Origin of the sequence: Desulfosporosinus nitroreducens, from assembly GCF_023897015.1 — a bacterium.
In the GTDB taxonomy this organism is placed as follows: Bacteria; Bacillota; Desulfitobacteriia; order Desulfitobacteriales; family Desulfitobacteriaceae; genus Desulfosporosinus; species Desulfosporosinus nitroreducens.
On record NZ_JAMHFY010000008.1, the window covers coordinates 130965 to 150062 of the forward strand.

Annotated in this window: 23 protein-coding genes; 12 read left to right on the plus strand and 11 right to left on the minus strand. The window is 38.2% G+C overall.

Annotation, left to right across the window (positions count from 1 at the left end):
- Positions 1-2: 2 nt before the first annotated feature.
- The 5 genes from M8E35_RS11140 (at position 3) to M8E35_RS11160 (ending at position 3649) form a co-directional block, all read left to right on the plus strand.
- Positions 3-860, plus strand: a complete 858-nt coding sequence (locus tag M8E35_RS11140; RefSeq protein ID WP_252469051.1) for a nucleotide-binding protein — start codon at positions 3-5, stop codon at positions 858-860.
- Positions 838-1713: an ATP-binding protein gene (locus tag M8E35_RS11145; RefSeq protein ID WP_252469053.1), complete on the plus strand. Its 876-nt coding sequence runs from the start codon at positions 838-840 to the stop codon at positions 1711-1713. The genes M8E35_RS11140 and M8E35_RS11145 overlap by 23 nt, the downstream gene beginning before the upstream one ends.
- Positions 1714-1830: 117 nt before the next feature.
- Complete coding sequence (locus M8E35_RS11150; protein ID WP_252469055.1) at positions 1831-2187, plus strand: NifB/NifX family molybdenum-iron cluster-binding protein; 357 nt, start codon at positions 1831-1833, stop codon at positions 2185-2187.
- Between the two features lie 272 nt (positions 2188-2459).
- Complete coding sequence (locus tag M8E35_RS11155; RefSeq protein WP_252469057.1) at positions 2460-3221, plus strand: SDH family Clp fold serine proteinase; 762 nt, start codon at positions 2460-2462, stop codon at positions 3219-3221.
- A 218-nt stretch (positions 3222-3439) separates the two neighbouring features.
- Positions 3440-3649: a Sec-independent protein translocase subunit TatA/TatB gene (locus M8E35_RS11160; protein ID WP_252469059.1), complete on the plus strand. Its 210-nt coding sequence runs from the start codon at positions 3440-3442 to the stop codon at positions 3647-3649.
- A gap of 73 nt (positions 3650-3722) precedes the next feature.
- Here M8E35_RS11160 and M8E35_RS11165 read toward each other — a convergent pair whose 3' ends face one another.
- Positions 3723-3986 (minus strand): spore coat protein, encoded by a 264-nt coding sequence (locus tag M8E35_RS11165; RefSeq protein ID WP_252469061.1) that lies wholly within the window; start codon positions 3984-3986, stop codon positions 3723-3725.
- A gap of 21 nt (positions 3987-4007) precedes the next feature.
- Positions 4008-4214 carry a ferritin family protein gene (locus M8E35_RS11170; protein WP_252469062.1) on the minus strand — a complete coding sequence of 69 codons (207 nt, stop codon included), beginning with the start codon at positions 4212-4214 and terminating at the stop codon, positions 4008-4010.
- 200 nt (positions 4215-4414) lie between these two features.
- Between M8E35_RS11170 and M8E35_RS11175 the strand changes: the two genes are divergently transcribed.
- Positions 4415-5488, plus strand: a complete 1074-nt coding sequence (locus M8E35_RS11175; RefSeq protein ID WP_252469064.1) for a tetraprenyl-beta-curcumene synthase family protein — start codon at positions 4415-4417, stop codon at positions 5486-5488.
- Between the two features lie 96 nt (positions 5489-5584).
- Here the strand turns inward: M8E35_RS11175 and M8E35_RS11180 are convergent, their stop codons facing one another.
- The gene (locus M8E35_RS11180) at positions 5585-6577 is read right to left on the minus strand and encodes a polyprenyl synthetase family protein (protein ID WP_252469066.1); all 993 of its coding nucleotides are present in this window, start codon (positions 6575-6577) and stop codon (positions 5585-5587) included.
- A 237-nt stretch (positions 6578-6814) separates the two neighbouring features.
- Between M8E35_RS11180 and M8E35_RS11185 the strand changes: the two genes are divergently transcribed.
- A complete protein-coding gene (locus M8E35_RS11185) occupies positions 6815-7033 on the plus strand; it encodes a hypothetical protein (RefSeq protein ID WP_252469068.1) in 219 nt (72 codons plus the stop codon).
- Positions 7034-7332: 299 nt separating this feature from the next.
- Here M8E35_RS11185 and M8E35_RS11190 read toward each other — a convergent pair whose 3' ends face one another.
- Positions 7333-8592: an MFS transporter gene (locus M8E35_RS11190; protein WP_252469070.1), complete on the minus strand. Its 1260-nt coding sequence runs from the start codon at positions 8590-8592 to the stop codon at positions 7333-7335.
- A gap of 198 nt (positions 8593-8790) precedes the next feature.
- Between M8E35_RS11190 and M8E35_RS11195 the strand changes: the two genes are divergently transcribed.
- A complete protein-coding gene (locus tag M8E35_RS11195; RefSeq protein ID WP_252469073.1) occupies positions 8791-9348 on the plus strand; it encodes a flavodoxin family protein in 558 nt (185 codons plus the stop codon).
- Between the two features lie 81 nt (positions 9349-9429).
- On the opposite strand, the gene M8E35_RS11200 is transcribed toward M8E35_RS11195, so the two are convergent.
- From M8E35_RS11200 to M8E35_RS11210, 3 genes are all read right to left on the minus strand, one after another.
- Positions 9430-9753: a hypothetical protein gene (locus M8E35_RS11200; RefSeq protein WP_252469075.1), complete on the minus strand. Its 324-nt coding sequence runs from the start codon at positions 9751-9753 to the stop codon at positions 9430-9432.
- 102 nt (positions 9754-9855) lie between these two features.
- Positions 9856-10065 (minus strand): hypothetical protein, encoded by a 210-nt coding sequence (locus tag M8E35_RS11205; protein WP_073029572.1) that lies wholly within the window; start codon positions 10063-10065, stop codon positions 9856-9858.
- Between the two features lie 77 nt (positions 10066-10142).
- Positions 10143-10589: a demethoxyubiquinone hydroxylase family protein gene (locus tag M8E35_RS11210; protein ID WP_252469077.1), complete on the minus strand. Its 447-nt coding sequence runs from the start codon at positions 10587-10589 to the stop codon at positions 10143-10145.
- A 231-nt stretch (positions 10590-10820) separates the two neighbouring features.
- Between M8E35_RS11210 and pckA the strand changes: the two genes are divergently transcribed.
- Positions 10821-12398, plus strand: a complete 1578-nt coding sequence (gene pckA, locus M8E35_RS11215; protein WP_252469079.1) for a phosphoenolpyruvate carboxykinase (ATP) — start codon at positions 10821-10823, stop codon at positions 12396-12398.
- Positions 12399-13153: 755 nt separating this feature from the next.
- Here the strand turns inward: pckA and M8E35_RS11220 are convergent.
- From M8E35_RS11220 to M8E35_RS11230, 3 genes are all read right to left on the minus strand, one after another.
- Complete coding sequence (locus M8E35_RS11220; RefSeq protein ID WP_252469081.1) at positions 13154-13606, minus strand: type II toxin-antitoxin system HicB family antitoxin; 453 nt, start codon at positions 13604-13606, stop codon at positions 13154-13156.
- A gap of 504 nt (positions 13607-14110) precedes the next feature.
- The gene (locus M8E35_RS11225) at positions 14111-14308 is read right to left on the minus strand and encodes a hypothetical protein (protein WP_252469083.1); all 198 of its coding nucleotides are present in this window, start codon (positions 14306-14308) and stop codon (positions 14111-14113) included.
- Positions 14309-14442: 134 nt separating this feature from the next.
- Positions 14443-14613 (minus strand): YgaP family membrane protein, encoded by a 171-nt coding sequence (locus M8E35_RS11230; RefSeq protein WP_252469085.1) that lies wholly within the window; start codon positions 14611-14613, stop codon positions 14443-14445.
- 335 nt (positions 14614-14948) lie between these two features.
- Here M8E35_RS11230 and sstT point away from each other — a divergent pair, with 335 nt between their 5' ends.
- Positions 14949-16181 (plus strand): serine/threonine transporter SstT, encoded by a 1233-nt coding sequence (gene sstT, locus M8E35_RS11235; RefSeq protein WP_252469087.1) that lies wholly within the window; start codon positions 14949-14951, stop codon positions 16179-16181.
- Positions 16182-16210: 29 nt separating this feature from the next.
- Here the strand turns inward: sstT and M8E35_RS11240 are convergent, their stop codons facing one another.
- On the minus strand, positions 16211-16420 hold the full coding sequence (locus tag M8E35_RS11240) for a hypothetical protein (RefSeq protein WP_252469089.1): 210 nt from the start codon (positions 16418-16420) through the stop codon (positions 16211-16213).
- A 369-nt stretch (positions 16421-16789) separates the two neighbouring features.
- On the opposite strand from M8E35_RS11240, the gene M8E35_RS11245 reads away from it, so the two are divergent.
- Positions 16790-17470 (plus strand): SGNH/GDSL hydrolase family protein, encoded by a 681-nt coding sequence (locus M8E35_RS11245; RefSeq protein WP_252469091.1) that lies wholly within the window; start codon positions 16790-16792, stop codon positions 17468-17470.
- Positions 17471-18251: 781 nt separating this feature from the next.
- Positions 18252-18686 carry a hypothetical protein gene (locus tag M8E35_RS11250; RefSeq protein ID WP_252469093.1) on the plus strand — a complete coding sequence of 145 codons (435 nt, stop codon included), beginning with the start codon at positions 18252-18254 and terminating at the stop codon, positions 18684-18686.
- Positions 18687-19098 lie beyond the last annotated feature (412 nt).

A 19098-nucleotide genomic window follows, 5' to 3' on the forward strand; every position in this document is an offset into this window, starting at 1 on the left:
GCATGAAGATAGCTGTGCTAAGCGGCAAGGGAGGCACAGGAAAAACACTTGTATCTGTAAATCTGGCTTCGGCAGCTAAGGAAGCTATCTATATGGACTGCGATGTTGAAGAGCCAAACGGACGTCTTTTTTTTAAGCCCAAGAACATTACATCAGAAAGCGTCTCAATTAAAATTCCTTTCGCAGATCAAAAGCTTTGTATTGGTTGCCGGAAATGCATTGATTTTTGTAAGTTCAATGCTATAGCCTTTATCATCAACAAGGTGATCGTGTTTGATGACGTTTGTCATTCTTGTGGAGGGTGCGTACTTTTTTGTCCGGAGAAAGCCTTGTCGGAGAAAGACAAAATTATTGGAGAAGTTCAGAGCGGTGTTTCAGAAAATGTCAGTGTCATTACTGGAATATTAAATACCGGTGAAGCATCCGGCGTCCCCCTTATCAAGAAGCTCCTGAATAACAATTTAGCAGGGAAAGCATTGACCTTTATAGATTGTCCACCTGGGAGTGCCTGTATTGTCATGGAAAGCATCAAGGATGCAGACTATTGTCTTATGGTTGCCGAGCCCACCCTGTTTGGAGTACATAATCTCAATATGGTTTATGAACTTGTAAAGTTGTTCAAAAAGCCGCATGCCGCAGTACTTAACAAATGTCTGGAGGGAGAAAATCCTGCTGAAGACTTTTGCCGAGAAAAGGATATTAAGATTTTAGGCAAGATACCCTTTGACAGTGAGCTTGGAACACTGAATTCAAATGCTCTCATCTCAGTTAGAGAGAACCAAAAGTATCGTGATATGTTCTCTTCCATGCTTCAAATTGTGGCTAAGGAGGTGCAACATGAAACAGTTGCTAATTCTTAGCGGCAAGGGCGGTACGGGAAAGACAACAATCGCCAGTGCTTTTATCCAGTTATCAAAGGCTAAAGTGTATGCAGATTGTGATGTGGATGCACCTAATTTGCATTTAATAATGAATCAGGCATCCGTTGCCAAACGCTCAGGCTATTATGGAATGCCCAAGGCACATATTGATCTAAATGAATGTGTGCAATGTGATTTGTGCAGGCAAAACTGCCGGTTTAATGCTATTCAGGCGGATATTGATTATAAAGTTGATTACTATGGTTGTGAAGGTTGCGGCGTTTGTCAAGCCGTTTGTCCGGCAGGAGCTGTATCGCTCAAACCTGCCCTGGCAGGAGAATTAATGCTCTACGTGAATGATGACCTATTTTCAACTGCAGAGCTCAAAATGGGGAGCGGTAACTCAGGGATGCTTGTCACCGAGGTGAAAAAGCAGATGAAGTCAGTGGCTACAGATTCTGGGCTTGCAATCATTGATGGATCTCCAGGTATAGGATGCCCGGTCATTGCCTCGCTTAGCGGTGTTGATATGGTGCTAATAGTTGCAGAACCTTCTATCTCAGGCATTAGTGATATGGAACGCATCATTAAAACAGCGGAAAAATTCCATACCAGAATCGCCATTTGTATTAATAAATATGACACCAATATTGAAAATACAAAAAGGATAGAGTGGTTTTGTCAAAAACTCTATCTGCCTTGTGCAGGAAGAATACCCTATGACCCGGAAGCGGTTAAAGCAATCAACCAAGGTCAGAGCATTGTTGAGATGGATTGCGAAGCAGGACGTGCTGCCAAAGTTGTTTTTGATAAGACAATTAAACTGTTATTCAATGAAAGTTTAGTGTTGTAAGTTTAATATGAACAAACCGATCAGCTTAGCAACTTGATAAAGGCATGTATGAATCTTTTGATGGGGACTGGCTTGATCATGTATTGTAAATTTTAGGTAAAAATGGAGGAAGATAACATGAAAATCGCAGTAGCAAGTAATAATGGAATGGTTACAGAGCATTTTGGTCATTGCGAGAGTTTCAGCATCTTTGAAACTGAAAACAATCAGATTGTTAAGAGTGAGTCCATCCCAAACCCCGGGCATAAGCCGGGCTTTTTACCGAACTTCTTAAATGACATAGGAATCAATGTTATTATTTCAGGTGGTATGGGTGGTGGCGCGATCCAAATATTTAACGAGAAGGGTATCGAAGTAATCACAGGCGCAAAAGGGCTGGCAAAGGCTGCAGCAGATCTCTATTCACAAGGCAAACTAAAAACTACTGGCTCAGTTTGCCATGAACATCAGCACCACGATGAATGCGGACATTAAAGGAGCTATAGCGATGACTGAAGGTAATGGACAAAATGAACGTTTTGATACCAGACATTAATTAAGCAAGATTCAACAGATGTTGTAAATGGGACAATGGTAGAGTTATTCAATGCCTCCTAGCTAATACTATTTTAGCAAGGAGGCAATTTTTGTGAGAGATTGACTTTAAAATAAACTTATTCAGATCACAATATATCCTCCCAGTACTCACAACAAAAGCCCTGCAGGAATAATATGGGATGTGAGGATGGAACTGGGAGGCGACCGGTTTGGAAGCAGAGGAACGGGTTTGTTATATCGAACGTTTAGAAGAATTAAGAGAGTCAAAAGTCTTAGTCTATTTTTCTTATACACCGTTAGATGATTCGATCTTGGTCCCCCTGTATAAACAGTTGAAAGAAATAGGGCATACTAAGAAGATTGATTTAGTTCTACACAGTTATGGGGGAGCGGTGGATACACCTTATAAAGTTGTGATGCTCATTCGAGAGTTTTGTGAAGAATTTGCAGTAATTGTTCCGTTTGTTGCCAAATCAGCTGCTTCGATGCTCGCCCTAGGGGCAGATGAGGTGGTGATGGGACCGATCTCCGAACTAGGTCCCATTGATCCATTGGTTAAGCATCCAATTTATAAAGACGTCTTAGTACCCGTTCAAGCAGTTTGGCATTGCCTAGATTTTTTTCAAAGGTTAATTGTCAATAGTTCTACCCCTGAAGTTGCAACCGATATTGCTGCTCCAATGCTTGCTAAGTTTGATCCTTGGCTTATCGGAGACTACGAAAAGACAATCAAGGCATCAAGGCAATATGCAGAAACATTATTATCGCGCTATATGCTTAAAAATTCTCCGGAAAAGGTTTCCATCGTTACCCATGCGTTAACGGAAGGATACTTTTCCCACGGATATCCAATCGGACGTCGAGAAGCTAAAGAACTAGGGATTAAAGTAACTGAAGCACATGGAGAACTATGGGATATTATTTGGAATCTGTATCTTGGCTATGAAAAACTATTTAAGGAGAATGAATAAAAAGACTCGCATATGCGGTCTTTTTCTCATATTGTCAGAAACAACTAAGGCGATCGCCTAACGCCTTGTCGATAGACAAGTTTTCTTTAGTTTCCAGTGATAACATATTGCAGGTTATCGATTAATGAGGTAGGATAAGCATAATGCTTGGTTTTGCAATTTAATTATGTTAAGTATATGATTAGATGATGAGTAGATAGTTTTGGAGGTGCCTGAATATGCTAACAACGTTTGGATTAATTACTCCAGTGACTGCGGGAATCGCCCTTGTAATTGCTCTAGTTATTTTTGGACCAGGAAAACTCCCGGATTTGGGGAAAGCCCTTGGAAAAGGGATTAAAGAATTCAAATCCGCTACTGAAGATGAAAAACCAGAAGAAGTTAAAGAAATCAAAGAAGTCAAGACTGTAAAAATCGAAAAAGAGTAATAATCACACAGATAGAAAGACGGAGCAGAAGCCCCGTCTTTTTGCTTTTTTCAGAAATAGATCAATTTAAAATTTAAAGCTGTAAGGAGTTAAACTTATCTTTGGTCTTTTGAACTTCCTGGGCCTGAGCATCACTAGTCGGATACCATCCTTTTTGGTTCATTACATTATACAGGTTTTCATGAATACTATGTTCTTCCGTTAGGATATCCTTTAAGTTTTGCCTTAAATTAGCACACGTCGATTCGGTAATGAACGTATTAATACTGGAAGCAGTATGCTTTTCTGAGGTCAATAAATCTGTCAAAATTTCCTGTTCAGACAACGTATTTTGCATATTAAATCCCGTCCTTTCTGTTTACTGATGGGAATTCAAATAATTGAGCAAGGTATCGTAATGCTTACGATGTTGTTGGGAAATGGAAGTAAGTTGGGAACTAATGGCTTGGTCTTGAACGGATTGAGCTGCTTGGGCAAACTTATGAACTAGCAATGCTTCTGCGCCAAGTTGGTCATTTAAAATGGTCAAATTTTTTGCTGTTAATTCGGGATTTGCAGTATTCATAGTAATTCTCCTCTCGGTATATTTAACACTTATATAGGATGTTCACATTAAAGATGAAGTATGTATATTTGAAATTAAAAAGATAAATAATTACTTACATTTTACCTCAGGAATATAAATTGGGGTTGAAGTGGATTATTTTGGAAACAATATTTTAGAAAGTTGCTAGTTAAGTTTTCTAAATAAGGAGAAATAAATATATGAGTATTACTTCGGATGTCAAGCCCTCAAATAGCGTGAAGTTGATTTATCTATACGTAATGAAGGTCTTTCCAATTGTGAAACAAGAGCTAAAAGTCTGGAAGCAAAAAGCTAGAGAGGCGCCTGATGCACGATTAAGTCAACAAGCCGTAGAGAGTATTCGCTTAAAAGCCTTTCACTGCCAAGGAGGGAGTATTTATGCTCTTTATCCAGGCATAAATAGGGCAGAAACTATTCGATTTATCGTAGCTTATCAAACTATGAGCGATTATTTGGATAATCTTGTGGACAGTCTTGAAGTGCAAGACGAAAAAGCATTCTCACAATTGCATTTAGCCATGCAAGAAGCCTTAGATCCTGAGGCGGTTCCTTCAGACTATTATTTATACTATCCTTATCGCGAGGATGGTGGGTACCTGGAACAGTTGGTCAAAGCCTGCCAAGAAAGTATACGCAAGTTGCCGTCGTATAAAACAGTTCAAGAGGAAGCCATTAAGTTAGCTGAGCTATATTCTTACTTACAAACTTATAAACATTTAGCAATGGATAAACGAGAAGCGAAAATGCTAGAGTGGATTGACCCTCATATATCGAACGATTCTCAGATTACGGCCTGGGAATTTGCAGCTGCAACAGGGTCGACCTTAGGAATTTTCTGTCTGTATGCAGTGGCTCATCATCCCAAATTACCAATACGACAAGTTAAGATGATTACTAGTGCCTATTTCCCCTGGATATGCGGCCTCCACATCCTATTGGATTACTTCATTGATCTGCGCGAAGATCACGAGACGAATCAGTTAAATTTCGTAGCCTATTACGAACATGCGGATATGATTTATGAGCGCATGCACTTATTTCTGGAAAATTCCCTAAAACAAGCACAGCTTTTGGAATATCCCAAGTTTCATGAAGTTGTCATTAAAGGACTTCTCGCTATGTATCTGTCCGATGAAAAGAGCATGGATGTTGACATTCAGTCTATTGTGAAGAAACTATTAGACAGGAGCGGGGTAGGAGTTAAGTTGCTCTATCGATTGTGTCGGCAACTTCGAAAAAGTAAAGTTATTTAGAATAAGGGACTGAAAGAGTCGATAACATATAAATTGCGAAGGATCCATAATGGCTTTGAATAGACCATAATGGATCCCTTTTATTGTCGCATGATTTTACACTCTGCGGTGTAAGATCGAATCAGCGAGATTGATCAGTGTTGTTTTATAATGGCTCGAAGGAATTCCATTCAGGCTTTCCTTGGCATGGTTAATACATTGAGTTGCGGTCAGATAAGCTTGATCAATACATCCCGTATTAATAAGAGCTTCTTTGATGCTTTGAGTGCCTTGATATGTAATTTTACGAAGTCCCATGATTTCCTTTAGCCAGCTCCCATAAATCGGTTTTTCTAAAAGATATAGTATTGGAAGAGTAATATTTCCATTGACCAGATCAGCTCCGACCGGCTTACCAAGCGATTCAGTATCCCCGTTAATATCCAGGATGTCATCAGTGATCTGATAGGCATAACCTAGATTTAGTCCGTATTCTCTCATTAGACCCAGCTCTTCTGGCTTGGCACCTGCCAGGATAGCCCCAGATTGACAGCATGCTGCCAGAAGAATTCCGGTTTTTTTAGCAATTCGATTAAAATAACCTTCCGTGTCAACCGAGCTCGAAAATTGATCATCCGCTTGATGAACTTCCCCATGGCACATAGCTTGAATGGCATCAACCAGAAAGGTCATACTGGTTAATAACTGTTGTTTAGAAAGGATATTAAAGGCTTCAGCGAAGAGGTAGTCTCCAGTTAATATTGCTGCATGGTTACCATATTCCGAGACTATTGTTGGTTTTCCTCGTCGAGTAGCTGATTCATCAATAACATCGTCATGAATCAGGGAAGCCATGTGAATAAGTTCTGACGCAACAGCTGCTTCAATCATTAATGGATTTAAGGGAGCAAAACACATACCACTATAAAGGGTGAGGAGTGGTCGAATTCTTTTGCCACCGGATTGCAACAAACTTATACAGGTTTGTCGAATGAGACCATCGGCTTTTTGGAGTACAGTCTGCAACTGATCCTCAACAAAGAGGAGTTCCGTGAATTGGAGATTGGGAATAGACGTTTCCGTATTGATATAAAGTTGTTGTATACTCATTGCATCCGCCTCTGTCCTCTTTTTTTGAAATATAGTAAAAGCTTTTATATTATGTCATAAAGCGGAAGATAGGATACCTAAAGTTAAAATATTTCTAAATTCTTAACCTCGTAACAAACTTAATGACAAGTTAGCAATATGAGTAAGATTAATTCTATGGGGGAATCTAAAAATGTTCGAGCTAAGCCAGTTTGAATTAATCAGAGGAACAATAAAAACATTGAGGAGGCAAATTTAATGAGAAATGAAAATGATAAAGAACATGCATCTCAATTAAATCGTCAGCCCTGGGAACCGGCAGGTGTAGTGAGTGTAATAGAAGATGATAAAACTCCAAAGTACGGTGATAATGGAGGCAAGAATGCTAAGGGCGGCATGTTAACCTTAGAGGTTAAGGAGGTCTTTCATGATAAGGGGATCATGCAAGGGCTCAACAACACAAATCCCAAACGGTAATGCTAATAGCCCAATCATGTACTGATTAAATTAAGTAAAAAACTCCGGCATGTGTCAATATGATGGACACGTGCCGGAGTAGAAACGAGTATTTTACCAATATTTCGGTCAAAATATATAGTAGTACTCGAAGACTCAGAGGTGAAAAATATTGCATAAAACAAGAATTTGGAATGATCTAATCAAGCCAACAATTTGGGCATACATAATAGCGTGTGCAATCCCAGCAAGTATCGCTGGAACATATTATATTTACAGTCGTTTTTTTTAAATCCGAAATATTGGGTTTTGTTTTTTCCTTAAGTGAGTTTTAGGGATGGCTTATTAGCTTGAATATAAATCTTGAATCCTAACATTAACAATGCAATAGAAATGAGGGTTAATGCCCCGGTAAGCCAAAAGGCCGTATGAGCCCCAAACCTATCTGCTGCAAAACCAGCAAACATGTTTCCAATTGGACTCGCTCCGGCAAAGACGAGAGAATAGACACTCATCACTCTTCCTCGATATTCATCTTTAGCATTAATCTGGAGGATTGAATTAGCCGTCGTGCTAAACCAAATATTAAAGATCCCGGTGATAATTAATAGTACCCCAGTGTAATAATACATTTTAGTAACGCTAATTAAGATTAAATTGATGGAAACCACCACAGCGCTGCCTATCAAAACATTAGCCTTAGGACCGGATTTGCTGTTTAAGGATACCATTAAAGCTCCCAAAAATGATCCCGCGCCTAAGGCCGACATCAAGAATCCATAGACATATTCTCCTTGGTGAAGCACATTTTTCGTGAAGACTGGAATTAAGACATTGAAGTTAAAAACAAAAATTCCGATAATTAATACCATCAAAAGCGTTTTAAGAAGGGGTGGCTCACCAGCTATATACTTCAACCCATCCTTAATCTCTTTAAGTATATTGTTCTTAACTTTCTTTCTTACATAAGGCTTGACCTTAATCTTAAGCAGGCTGATAAGAACTGCCATAAAGCTTAATCCATTGAGAAAAAAGCACCATGCGGGTCCTAAGGAAGCCATGATTAAGGCTCCTATAGCCGGCCCTATAATTCTTGCCAAATTAAAGGTAGCAGAATTTAAAGCAATGGCGTTCATTAAATCCTGCTTGCCTGCCAATTCAATAGTAAAGGATTGTCTTGTAGGTATATCAACAGTGTTTAGGAATCCTAGTATTAAAGCCAGAATAAGAATGTATTCATAGCGGACTGTATGAGTGAAGACTAGCATAAATAATGTGAAGGCCAAAATCATTGAAATGAATTGAGTGATCAGCAGGATGGTTCTTTTAGGATATTTGTCAATCATCACACCAGCAAACAATGAAAAGAAAGTAATCGGTAAGAATTGAATAGCTCCTAATAAGCCCACCAGCATTGGAGATCCTGTTAAAGAAAATACAAGCCATGTTTGCCCAATGCTTTGCATCCATGTTCCAATTAAAGAAACACATTGTCCAAGCCAATAAATTCGGAAATTACCATGGGTTAAGGCGGGAAATCTACTGCTTAACATCTTTTTAGCATATATAACGATATCCATAAGCATACACCTTCGTGTCACTTTAGGTTTTGTAACATGTGACTTAGTAATTATATCATAATGAATTATTGTTGCTAAGGCAATTTTAGAGCATAGAATATAATTCGAGTAAATATGGCATAAAAATCCTTTCAGGGACATTGCTTTACTGATACAATAGGGAAATAAATAAATAAGTAATGTAAGGATATGAGAAGTATGAACGTGATGATTTTAACAAGCAGCCCAAATATTGATGGGTTGACTGCTGCCTGTGGAAACGCTGCCAAGGCAGGAGCAGAAGAGACTGGGGCAAAAGTCGTAATGGTAAACCTAAATCAGCAACGGATCGGCAACTGCCATGCCTGTGGCAATGGCTGGGGAACTTGCCGCAATGAGCATGAATGTCAAGTAAAGGATGACTTTCAAAATTTACATGCTTCTATGGCGGATATGGATGCCTTTGTCTTAATAACCCCAGTTTATTGGGGAGAAATGAGTGAATCAGCGAAATCTTTCACTGATCGGTTAAGACGTTGCGAGGCATTGAAAAAAGAGAAGACGTTTTTCGAAGAAAAACCAGTGATAACCGTTGCCGCAGCAGGGGGAAGCGGTAATGGAATAACGTCATGTCTCACCTCAATGGAAAGATTTCTTACGCATGTAAAAGCTGAAAGGTTTGACTTTATTGGAGTAACTCAAAAAAATAAAAGATACAAGCTGGAAACTATTCATGATGCCGCTAAAGAGATGGTTTTAAAGCGAAAAGATAAGTAATACATCCTATAGAGTATGGCAAAAGCCATCACCTTGATCAATTTAGAGGTGATGGCTTTTATACATCGGAGGGCAAGAATGCTAATTTGAAGCTTCCTGCTTCTTAAAATAATCAGAAACAGCAGTAGATTGCATTTCATCCCAGTTTTTGAATTTGGTTTTTTTCTTTATAAATAAGTCAAAATCGTCATTGAGGAGAGCCATAAAGTCTTCTAGACTATTTACGTTAAACTTTCCAACAGTGAGTAGCTCACCAAAATTTGCAAATTGAGTATAAGTGCTCATAAAAGATGGTGTAAACAAATCAGTAAAGCTTACCATACCAAGTTTTTGCTCGGATTTTTCAGCGTTCTTTTCCAAGTTTTCAGCTAAGCGGTCTAAATCAGATTTATTATTGTCATTCATAACGTTCTTTCTCCACCTTTACTAATGTTGAGTTTGTATTAACGACTTTTGGACAGCTAGATACATTATAATATAAATGACAATAAAGTAATAGTATTTAGCTTATTCCGAGTCATTCTTGAACGGATGTTCTTCATTATTCCAAAACGTACCACCTTGTTTAAATGCATCAGTGCTAAGAATCTCCATTTCTCCTTCACGAAGAGCAGTATTAAAGAATTGTTCAATAGTAATACCAAGTTTAGTACATACATAATTAAGACGTTTACGATCTTCGTCAGAAACAGGGATCACAAGATATTGAGTTTTCATTATAAATCACCTCTAATCTAGTGATTCGATAGAAAGAGAAAAAAACCTGCCTCGCGGACAGAAAAACTCTAAATGGTTTAATTAGGATGTTTTTTCATGTAATCCTTAAGCCAAAGTGTGTGGAATTCTTCATCGAGCAGATAATCCATAAGTGTATTTCGAAGCTCAGAATAATGCTTATCTTTACTCTCGGTGATAAAAGTGCGATAGGCCTCTATGGCCTTGTTTTCCAGAGCAACACCGAGCTTGCAGGTGTTACTGGCGCCGGTTAATCCCACCATATCTCCAATAAAGCCACCTGCTAATTTAAAGACTGAACCAGTAATAGTAGGTACTTCAATATTTGCCTTGTCTAACACTTGGGCAAAAAAATCAGCGTGACCCTTTTCGATTTCTATCATTTTTTCGAACGCTTTAATGTAGTATTCATTTGTCGAGGTCGAGATTTGAGATTCATAAAATGCAACTTGAAACTTTTCTAATTTATAGAATTCTTTTAACCGAGAAATAAATTTATCATCCATAAATTATACCTCACTATCTAAAATTGATTTTAACTTAGATTTCATCAAAAATGGCTATTTTATCCCAAATAAAAAATACTTGGAAAAGCTTGGCGGTTTCTGTTAATATAACCTATAGAGTCAATGATTGTTCAATGTATACAATGGTCAAATATTCCTGTATTGGATTTCTGGTCATGGTTGGTTGGTATGCATAATACATATTGAAGAATCTAGGGGGTTAATTAGAAGATGGATACCAGTTCCAGTGTAGGTCGCTTGTTTACCATAAATCCTCCTGTCGGCAGGAACTTGCCTGTAAGCAGGCTTGTGGAAATAGCATTAGATCGGCGGGAAGGAGTGCTGTCTAATACCGGTGCGCTTTGTTGTACTACCGGAAACTACACTGGCCGTTCTCCAAAGGATCGATTTATCGTTGAGGAGTCTTCGGTGCGTAGTCAGATTGCTTGGGGAGAAGTTAATAAACCTATTAGCCCTGAAACATTTAATAAACTTTATCAGCGGGCTTTGGCGTATTTGGAAACTAAAGAATACTTCGTGTTTGAAGGGTTTGCAGGGGCAGACAACAAATACAGTATGCCAATAAGAGTAATTAATGAATATGCCTGGCACAATATTTTTGTCCAACAGTTATTTATTAAACCGACTGCTGAACAACTAGAAAGCCATCAACCAGAATTCACCATGATATGTACGCCAGGTCTAAAAGCGGATCCCGAAACAGACGGAACGAATTCTGAAGCTTATATTATTTTATCACTTGAGAAAAAAGTCATTATCTTAGGCGGTACTGAGTACGCTGGAGAAATGAAAAAGTCAATTTTCAGTGTCCTTAATTACTTAATGCCTTTCCGTGAAGTTTTGCCTATGCACTGTTCGGCTAATGTCGGAGCTAATCAAGATGTCGCACTTTTCTTTGGTCTGTCAGGCACGGGGAAAACTACTTTATCGGCTGATCCAGAACGCAGTCTAATTGGTGATGATGAGCATGGTTGGTCCGAAAACGGAGTATTTAATTTCGAAGGCGGTTGTTACGCTAAATGCATTGACCTGTCTCAAGAAAAAGAACCCCAAATTTGGAATGCCATTCATTTCGGGACAGTTATGGAGAATGTTATTTTAGATACAAATTGCAGGGTGCCAAATTACAAAGACAACTCTCTTACTGAAAATACGCGGGCTGGTTATCCTGTAACTTATATTGATAACGCTTTAATACCTAGTCTAGCCGGCCATCCGCGTGTGGTTGTTTTTTTGACCGCCGATGCCTTTGGGGTATTACCGCCGATTGCCAAGCTAACCAAAGAACAAGCCATGTATCATTTTTTATCCGGCTATACATCAAAGCTTGCCGGTACGGAACTAGGAATCAGAGAACCTGAAGCCACATTTTCGACTTGTTTTGGGGAACCATTTTTGCCATTAAGCCCGGCCGTTTATGCGGAAATGTTAGGAAATCGCATTGAACAGCATCAGGCTAAGGTTTATCTGGTAAATACCGGCTGGTCCGGCGGCCCTTATGGAATTGGAAAACGTCTGAATCTAACGTTTACCAGAGCTATGATAACAGCTGCTTTAAATGGAGACTTGGAGAAGGTTGCTTATCGTCCTGATCCGGTCTTTGGTATTCTAGTACCAGAAGCGGTAAAAGGTGTACCTGTTGGAATTTTAACTCCGCGTAATACTTGGGAAGACACTGAGGCTTATAACAAAACGGCAAACTCTCTCGCAGAGAGCTTTCGTCAGAATTTCAAAAGATTTGATGACGTTTCAGCTGATATTCGTTCCGCTGGGCCCAACATTAAATAGGATGGGTTTAAAATGTTAAAATTACTTGAGGAACTTTCAAGTAGTAATATATAGTAATACCAAAATGGACAGCATTTGCTGTCCGTTTTTTTCGTATAAGGGATATTTAGGTTATCCATTCTGTTCCAGGTTAACGTAATAATTCGTTATTTTTCGATAACGACCGTCAGAAAACAAGCACCAAATACGTTATTAATATTATATAGAAAAATTTTGGGGGGGATTTATATGAGCGGACTGGACTTTTTGATTACATCCATTTGTTTCTCCGTTTTGGGCTATGGGTTATGCTACATTACTCTTTCATGTCACAGTGAACTCAATACGCGAGACGAGCACATAGAAAATTCCTCACAGATTCTACACAAATAGGTCACGGAAATGCAACATATATAGATTATATTAATTATAGACCCTTAAAAAAATTAGGAAGGGAGATGTTAAAACCATGAAATTGATTATCACCTTACTCTTAATCGGGATGATACCCTCATTTTTAAGAATGCTACCAACGAATGAATACTTAGACTAATATGATGATCTATACTTGAGTTAATTCCCGTTTATTAACGGTGATATAAGCTTCTTCAAAAAGAGCAATTGCCTGGAATCTAGCTGGGGAAGATATCTGAATAAGGTTTTATCAAATATTGAATTACTTAGAGAGAAAATAATCCCTGGAAGCTGAGCTTTCAGGGATTATTTTTATATTCTTTATTCTTTATGTTTTATGCTAGAGAGCAACCTGAAGAGTCTTAGGCCGTTTCCTCACTTCCATTCCATTTATCCTTCCAGCCATCCCATTTGGGGGCAGACGCCAGTTGTTTTTTAATTGATTTGCACTGTATAGTCCAAGGTCCTATACAAAGAGTAGGAATTTGTAAAGATAAATGAGTTATCATAATCCCTAAGTGTCTTCTAAATGCTTTACTCCCCCTGTCATCTATAACATCAAATTCCTCAATAATTCCTAACACTTCGTTTGTATTAGAACAAATTGACCCATTGGCCTTATTTTTATGTGATACAAAATAACCTATCACATCACTGTCGTTCTGCACTTGTTCTTCCTCCGCCGGTTCCTCTTCTTTGAATTGAAGTCCATTAATGGTATCAAGGGCGTCTCTCAATTCTTCGGCTCTTTGTATTACCTCCATAAGATCATTGCCTTGTGTTATACAACCTTTAACTCCGATTATTTCTGCCAACCAAAGTCCTTCTTCATTAAGTGGGCTTGCTATAAGGGTGCAATTTTTCATTGCTGCTAACCTCCAAAAAGAAATTTAAGTTAACAGTTCAAGATGTTAATTGGAAATACCTTCCATAAAAAGAAATTACTTTCCCAATATTCCGACTGATCAGGCCTTGTTATTACTGCCTTTTTATTTGTCAGACATTTTTCACTAGCATTAGAATATTCTCGATTATGTAATTTAATAGAAGGAGGGCTGATATGTCACAATATTATAAGTACAGAAAAAGCCTGCCACTGACCATATTTCAGATGGTAATTTATCCGATTGCGCTTGTGTTAATTCTTATCTGGGGATTTCATTACATTTAAATGTAAATGCTTGATAGTACAACTAAATAATCAAACAGGGGAATTCAATTAAGAGGAAAGAGATAAATTTGGGTAAGATTATTAATAAAGCAGCCATTTTAGGCTGCTTATTAATAATAGTTGGTTAATTGCTAGGAAATCATTTTAATTAATGAACCTCATCTGAAGTATCAAGCAATCTTTTAAGTAATGAAGAGAACTCAGATGTATCCATGTCGACTTCGAGAAAGGTTTCATCTTTAGGGTCGTCTGGGTACATCACAAACGTAAGTTTTCCAGGTTCGGATTCATAGATTTGAAGCACATTTTTATCATCAACTATTTCAATCTTTAATTTGCCAGGCATTAGGCACATCCCCTTTTGAGAGTGAAAGCAGGACAAACCGAACTCGTCCTGCTTAATTTATTTAAAGCTTCCTTGAATATTTAATGGAGATCAATTCGTTCGCGGGTTGACCAACCCATTATATCATAAAAAATTCAGTAGCCGATTACAGCTTCAAAAATCATGAGGCCAGCAATAAAAAGAGCAGATGAACTCATCCAACCCGTGACTACATGCATCATTACTAAAATCACCAGAATTAATCCAATTGCAATACGAATTATCCGATCTTTTACCCCGAGATTTCTTTTGAATTCAAGTTGCACAATTTATCCCTCGCAATCAAATTAAGCTATCTTTAATCTTCCCCCAAAAAATTTAGCAGTATTCCATTGCTCTTAACCCTAGTTGAAATACATTTATAATATTTCATTACCGATAGAATTTTAATGCTTATTTGGGGAAGTATAATTGTGAAGATTAAACAACTTCAAAAGTTAACTACAGTTAATTAAAAAGCTAGAACAGAATTAATACTATAATTCAGTCATAGACAACAAAGGACCATGTTAAAAGGCACCTAGGGAAGTCCCCTATGAGTGTCTTAGTTTTTATATACAAAAAAATAAAAGAAAAAGGGTACTATTGGAGGTATGTGATTATGAGTAATCTAATGAACAAGTGGAATCAATTGAGCCTTGTAAAACAAATAATTATAGGTTTGATTATCGGTATTGTCTTGGCGGTAACGATCCCAGAAATAGCAAAACCAATCACGATTTTTGGATCTTTATTTGTAGGTGCTTTGAAAGCAATTGCACCAATGATGGTCTTCTTCTTGGTCATGTCAGCCATCTCTCAACATAAGAGCGGTCATCAGACCAATATGAAACCCATTATCTTCCTCTATCTATTAGGGACATTTGTGTCTGCACTGGTAGCGGTTGTTGCAAGCTTTATGTTTCCGGTAACCTTAACATTTGCTGCGGGCGCAGAGAATGTCACTCCTCCCGGCGGTGTAGTAGAGGTCCTCAAAGCATTATTGATGAATGTTGTTGACAACCCGGTAAAAGCACTTTTTAATGCCAACTATATCGGTATATTGTCTTGGGCATTGATTCTTGGCTTTGCTTTAAAAAATGCGCCAGATTCTACAAAAACGATCATCTCGAACTTTTCCGAAGCCTTAACTAAGATAGTAAGGTGGGTTATAAAATTTGCACCGTTAGGTATCATGGGCCTCGTATTTGATTCAATTGCTACAAGTGGAATCAAAGTCTTACTTGGCTATGGACAATTACTTGCAGTTCTGATTGGATGTATGGTTTTTATAGCTCTTGTTGTCAATCCAACTATTGTTTACCTAAACATTCGTAAAAACCCATATCCACTTGTGTTCAAGTGTTTAAGGGAAAGCGGTATTACGGCATTTTTTACACGGAGCTCAGCGGCAAACATTCCTGTAAATATGAGCTTGTGTGAAAATCTAGGCTTAGATAAGGATACGTATTCGGTATCCATTCCATTAGGCGCTACCATCAATATGGCTGGTGCGGCTGTTACCATTTCTGTTATGACGCTTGCAGCGGTTAACACACTTGGCATTGAAGTGGATATGGCTACGGCATTAATTCTTAGTGTGCTGGCGGCTGTAAGCGCTTGCGGTGCTTCAGGGGTAGCTGGTGGTTCGCTATTGCTTATTCCTCTAGCCGCAAGCTTATTCGGAATCCCAAATGACATTGCTATGCAGATAGTTGGGGTAGGGTTTATCGTAGGTGTTTTACAAGACTCTTTCGAAACGGCACTTAACTCCTCCACGGACGTACTTTTCACAGCAACAGCTGAATTTGCTAAGTTACGTAAAGAAGGAAAAGAAATCGTTATTAATAGATAGAAGTTCTCATGAAAAAGCCGACCGCATTCTTACGGTCGGACGTGAGATGAACCCCTATTAAAAGTTTTAGATTTCTTAATGATTTTACTTTCGCTCAAATTTAATGGACCATATTTCTCCCAATCGTCAGGTGTCATTTTTCGAGTGATGCAATCACCTACCGAAGAAGGAGTCTCTTCTTTTTCACCCAACATTTGAGTGGTTAGTAAAGTACCAAGTTTGGTTGCTTTTACATACATTGCTCATAAAACCCCTTTCAACTTTTTCCTACAGTTTACAAGAGAAAGGATAATATGAGCATATGTCGTTAGTCATATTTGAATAGGACTTTACGCACGAAATTCTTATTAGGCACTTCTATAAGAATCTAGTAATCTACGTGTGTATTCCAATCTCTTGAAATAAAAGATAACCCCTGTTTCAGAGGTTAATGAATAATAATTGATACTATTATAATATTTTTGCCTGCATGAAATGGATTTTTGAAGATATAATTAGAAAACAGTAGAAGACTATGCAAGACGGATTAATCAGCAAACACTTTGAAAGTAAAGATAAAGTAATAAAATAAGGTGTAGTATCTGGAATGAAGAAAGAGAGTAAGAGCCATGAAGAAGATAATTATATTTTTATTATCTGCAACACTGCTGTTAGCTATGGCCACTCCAACAGCTACTGAAGTTTATACCTTAACGGGTATTAGCAGGCTAAAAAGCGGTACAGTAAACGCCGTGATCCTTGGGGACTCAATTGCAGTCAGTCAAGGGGCTTCGGATCCAGCAACAACTGGATGGAATTCTGAGCTTAAAACGTCTTTATCCAACAAATACTCAAATGACATAGTCTGGAACAACAAGGCTTCTTCAGGACATCTCATAGATTATAGTTTAACGAGAGCAACAGAGATAGTAAATACTACAGACGCTGTCTTTATTTGCACAGGAAGAATAGATAGAAACTTTGACACGCCAGATCAGTTCAGTGAAAAATATACGCAGTTAATCTATGACATTAAAAGCAAAGCGCCTGATGCGGATATATTTTGCATCGTTGAACCTCCAATGGTTTCTGCAGACGAATCATTATTTCTAGGCATCAGAACAACAATTATTAATGTATCTGCTAAGACTGAATCGCACTTATTAGATGTATGGAGTGTATTTCCACAAGATCAAGTCACCTTAACAGACTATTTGATAGATGGACTTCATCCAAATGACAAGGGGTATAAGCTAATGTCAAGCTACATCTTTAATCAGTTAGTTACAGTAATAAACACAGTCAAGTGAATTAACCCCGTAATAGGACATTGCAGGCGCTTGCCACATTTTCGTACGGAAATGTGGCTTAATTGAGGATGCAGGAATATAAGGCACTGATCAAATGAGAGGAGGAGCAGGAGGGCTTTTGCTGTATACTATTCAGCATGTCCATTAATGTTCAGATCAGGCTAAGCGAGATAATTTAGAGTCTGGAGACCAGTACGAAGAAAGCCCAGGCATAAATGCCCAGGCCCAAACCTTTAAGAATTCGCGGGTGCAGGTACAGTGATTTTTCCAATGAATCCGAGCAATCGAGTAATAATTCTCCACAATGCTACTATGACACGTAAAAGACCTAAAAGCATTCACTTCACCACCTTATTTAGATTCCCATAAGAAGGAGAAGTCCTTTTATATACTATTCGGCATGTCCCTAAATGTTCTTAGGTTTATAAATAGAAAGAGGGCCTAGGTTATTATACCTAGGCTAAAATTCAAAGCTAATCGTTAATAGTATCTGCATGGTTTTGGTGGTGGAGCTGGTGGTCTTCTGAGTCCTTGCAGTTCCAAGATGATTATTAATAATAGAACAATAATGATTATTAATGCGGTCAGCATACATTTCACTCCTTTTGTATTCGTTCAGATGAGTCTCAATACATGCTATTCAGCATGTCCTTTGAAGGTTCTTGGAGGGGGTGAACCCCTGAGAGGGCCTTTTGAATTTATAATGTTCAGCCAATTTTCGACATGTTTTTGGACAAGGGTATGTAATAATCTAATCATATAAAGAGGGGAGTTGAAAACTGTGGCTCGTGTTACCACGTTTATATACGCGCAAGAACACTTGAATGAAATGAATCCTAATGGACCGAGAGTTCATCTGATTAATCCATTAAATGTTTTAACCCCTCCATTGATTCCTTGCCAATTTTCGTTTGTAATTGGCGTTGGTATTATTGATCTTGATACTAGCGTAGAGCATTGTATTAAGTATAAATTTATTGGGCCTAAGCCAGACTCGCTGGTGATCGTTGATTCTGGGGATAATATTACAATTCCACCTCAACGTAATATCAATAACTTACCTCAAGAATTACTGGGCGTTTTTTTTGACATGAATTTAAGGAACACAATCTTAGGTGTCAATGGAGAATATAGATCAGAAGTATACCTTGATGGAATTCTTTTGGACGAGTTTCCAATCAACGTTTGGGGGTTAAAAGATGTCAGCAAAGATTAATACTGTGTATGTTACCTTGGACAAAGTAACTAAGTTCCCTTGATTTCTGTCCTTGAGGAAATAATTAATACAGCTAAATGGATGGATTGTAATATATGAGACTTCAATTAGTCAGAAAGAAGGCCTAGGTATTTATACCTAGGCTAAACGGTTACAGGTTTATTAAGTTGGGCGATTTTGGTGGTTTAGGTGGGATGGGTGGGCTAGGCGGTCTTTGGAGTATTGCTAACAGTTCCCATATGATGATTAACAATAAGATAATAATTGTGATTAATGCAGTTAGAATCATATACCTCACTCCTCTATTTTAGATTCTCTAAGATTGAGATGGTTCCTTATGCATTCTATTCAGCATGTCCGTTGGATGTTATTGGAAGAATAAAAGATCGGCATGACGACCTGATTAAAAACA